At 35.3% G+C, this 3,156-nt stretch carries 4 protein-coding genes; all 4 read right to left on the bottom strand.

Going from position 1 to position 3,156, the window contains the following annotated elements:
• Window positions 1-148, bottom strand: a 148-nt coding sequence (locus HRT72_13885) for a hypothetical protein (GenBank protein ID NQY68799.1), incomplete at its 3' end; no start/stop codon positions are given.
• A 1-nt stretch (window position 149) separates the two neighbouring features.
• Window positions 150-1,052, bottom strand: a complete 903-nt coding sequence (locus HRT72_13880; protein NQY68798.1) for a DUF2279 domain-containing protein — start codon at window positions 1,050-1,052, stop codon at window positions 150-152.
• Window positions 1,049-2,458: a phosphoglucomutase/phosphomannomutase family protein gene (locus HRT72_13875; protein ID NQY68797.1), complete on the bottom strand. Its 1,410-nt coding sequence runs from the start codon at window positions 2,456-2,458 to the stop codon at window positions 1,049-1,051. Before HRT72_13875 ends, HRT72_13880 begins: the two co-directional genes overlap by 4 nt.
• A 40-nt stretch (window positions 2,459-2,498) precedes the next feature.
• Window positions 2,499-3,156: endolytic transglycosylase MltG (gene mltG, locus HRT72_13870; protein ID NQY68796.1), on the bottom strand; the 658-nt coding region annotated here is incomplete at its 5' end.

Here is a 3,156-nt window from a genome sequence, read left to right as displayed (position 1 = left end):
TCTGCAAAATAAGATTAGCACCATCCACTTCTATATCAAAACCCATGGAAGAGGAAACCAAGAATTTATCTCCAGGAAGAATATTTTCAATAACCCCCTCATCATCTTCATTTACAAACTGTACTCTATCACCAATATTAAAAGACATACTAAAAATATAACGCTTTGAATTTCAATCCTTCTTTACTCATATAAATAGCTGGGAAAGGAACTTTAAAAATATTTATTGCTCGAAAGAAGGTTTTTAAAACCTTAGATGATGTCTTAATTCTAGTAAAATCAACATCTAAAGACAAATAATACTGGCGATATTGATTTTCATTTATTAAAGTATCGTTCATTAAATTATTCTCTCCACCTACCAAAGCATCCGCTCCATAGCCAAAGGCAACATTTAACCATTTAGGCAACTTCGTTTCTTTCTTACTAAAAGATGAAACATTTCCTGACAGCCAATAAGTTTGTCCGTTATAGTCTTTTAACATTTGCTCCGAAAAATTAGAACCTAACAGTTCCGGCCTATGCTTTGCATATGACGATGGATGAAAGGAATATTTGAAAACAATTCTTTGTTCCTCCCAAATCAACTCTTGGCTAATTAGCATTGCGGTACCAGAAATATTTGCAACCATATCTCCTGGAGAAGCACCCCAATCTTCCGAAAAGCCATCAAACGTTTCTACTGTTAGCAATGCTAACGTGGCTATATTACTTCCAATCCAAATGGCCTTTTTATGCTTAATACCCGTCCAGTCTAAGATATCCATACCATAACGCCCTATGGTATAACTGGAAAAAGCATGACCAACTTTGTCCATCTGTTTCCATTGATTGTTATCATTAAAGAAATGAAAGCTGGTATAATCCTCATACCACAGCTTACTTAATCCGATTACGGAACTGCCATAAACGAGGCTTTCTACTCCGATTACTCCAATTAATCTTGTACGATTTACTGAGTTTGAATCTAATTGTGGGCTAAGGTCATTTTGAGCGACTAAGAATGTCGATATAAAAAATAAAAATAAAGTATAGCAATACTTTACTTTCATTTACCTAGCAATTCCTTTTCGACTGCATCGAGCAGTGCAAATGAAGCTTCTTTTGTTTTCGATTCTGCGTATGTACGTAAAACAGGCTCCGTTCCAGACGGTCTAATCAGTAAAGTTTCTCCGTTATCAAAGAAGTATTTAAAACCATCCAATGTTTCTAACGAATTAACAACATACGACCCGAAGCTTTTAAATTCTTCATTTCTACATTTTTCAATAATGCTAAGCTTTACACTTTCTTCCAGATGAAGGTCATTTCGCTCGTAAGCAAAACTACCAACCTTTGCATATACTTCTTGAATTAACTCTTGGAGAGACTTGCCTGTTTTAGCCATATACTCAATAAGTACGAGACCTATCCATATACCATCACGCTCTAAAATATGACCCGTTACCGCAATTCCTCCAGATTCTTCGCCACCTACAAGAACTTCATTCTCCAACATTACTTCACAGACATACTTAAATCCAATCTTTACTACTTCGTTACGAAGACCGTATTGATCGCATAAGGTTTTTACTCTACTTGTAGTTGAAAACGTAGTACATACATCTCCTCGCAGCCCTTTTATATCATAAAAGTAGCTAACTAATAATAAAATAATATGATGAGAATCTACAAAATCACCATCGCTATCGTATAGACCAATCCTATCCGCATCTCCATCAGTAGCGAGTCCAATGTGAATATTCGCATCGTTTTTAACTAATTGAGATAGCTCTTGTAAATTCTTATCAATTGGTTCAGGTGCTTGCCCCTTAAATGTATCATCGTGTTCGCAGTGCAATAGGATATGCCCTGGCAATACTCTTTCTAAAACATTTTGTCCGGATCCATACATGGCATCAAAAGCAATGTTTATTCCTGAGTTTTTAATTGCCTCTAAGTCAAAACTATTTTTAACATGATCACAATACATTGTTTCAAGATCAACGTACTCCATTTGACCACTTGCCAAATAAGTGTCTAACACAATTGAATCCAAATCGATTGAATTCTCATCTGGAATAATAGCCTCTATCTCTTCAATATTTTTAAGAAGAAGTGGCCCTCCATAGGATGCCTTGATCTTATATCCGTTATAATTAGCTGGGTTATGACTTGCCGTAATAATTATTCCGAGTTGAGCTTTTTCCTCAACAACTCCTAATGAAACCATTGGTGTAGATACATAGCCTTTTGCTAGCTTAACTTTTACACCTCCGTTCAGTAAAACTTTTGCAACCGTTACTGCAAATAATTCTCCATCTCTTCTGCAGTCATGTCCAACTACAACTGTTGGCGAACTTTCATTTTCCGAAATCCATTTCTCAACTGCGATTGTAACTCGCGCCACATTATCAACTGTAAATTGTGTGTCAAGAATTGCTCTCCACCCGTCCGTTCCAAATTTAATCTTCTCCATTATTTAATTTTAGTTGTACAAGCTAAAATAAAAAAAAAAATTAGCTTAATATTTTACGTTTATTTAATTCTCTTTGATAACGTCTTGCATTCAAGAGATGTTGGCCATATGATGCTGCAAAACTATGGTATCCCGAGAAATCTTCTTTGGCGCAAAAGAACAAATAATTATGACTTTCCGATTCGAGTACGGCATCAATTGATGCTATCTCAGGCAAACATATTGGACCAGGAGGTAATCCGGCATTCATATAAGTATTGTAAGGCGAATCGATTAGTTTATGCTTATTTAACACCCTTCTTATCGTGAAATCTTTAAGTGCGTATATCAATGTAGGATCTGCTTGCAGTTTCATGCCCTTCTTTAATCTGTTCAAATAAACCCCTGCTATTCTAGGTTTCTCGTCATTTTTGGAGGTTTCTTTTTGAATTATTGAAGCAAGTACCGAAACCTCTATTTTAGACAATCCTACTTTCTTTGCTTTCTTTAATCTGCTCACACTCCAAAATTCACCATACTCTTTTTTCATTCTTTGAATAAAATCTTGAGCGGACGTGTCCCAATAAAATTCATAGGTATTAGGAATAAAAATGGATAATACACTCTCAGACTTTACATTTATTCTATTCAAATAATGCCCATCTTTTAATAGCGTAAGAATTGAAATAGAATCTGCTTCAATCTGTTTACCGATTCTA

The sequence above is a fragment of the Flavobacteriales bacterium genome (genome assembly GCA_013214975.1).
Lineage (GTDB): Bacteria > Bacteroidota > Bacteroidia > DT-38 > DT-38 > DT-38.
Note: the sequence above shows the minus strand (reverse complement) of the source record. Positions and strands in the feature narration are given on the sequence as shown.

Coding starts and splice junctions, on each gene's coding strand:
- HRT72_13875 (NQY68797.1), bottom strand. CDS start 2,458: ATGGAGAAGATTAAATTTGGAACGGACGGGTGGAGAGCAATTCTTGAC.
- HRT72_13880 (NQY68798.1), bottom strand. CDS start 1,052: ATGAAAGTAAAGTATTGCTATACTTTATTTTTATTTTTTATATCGACA.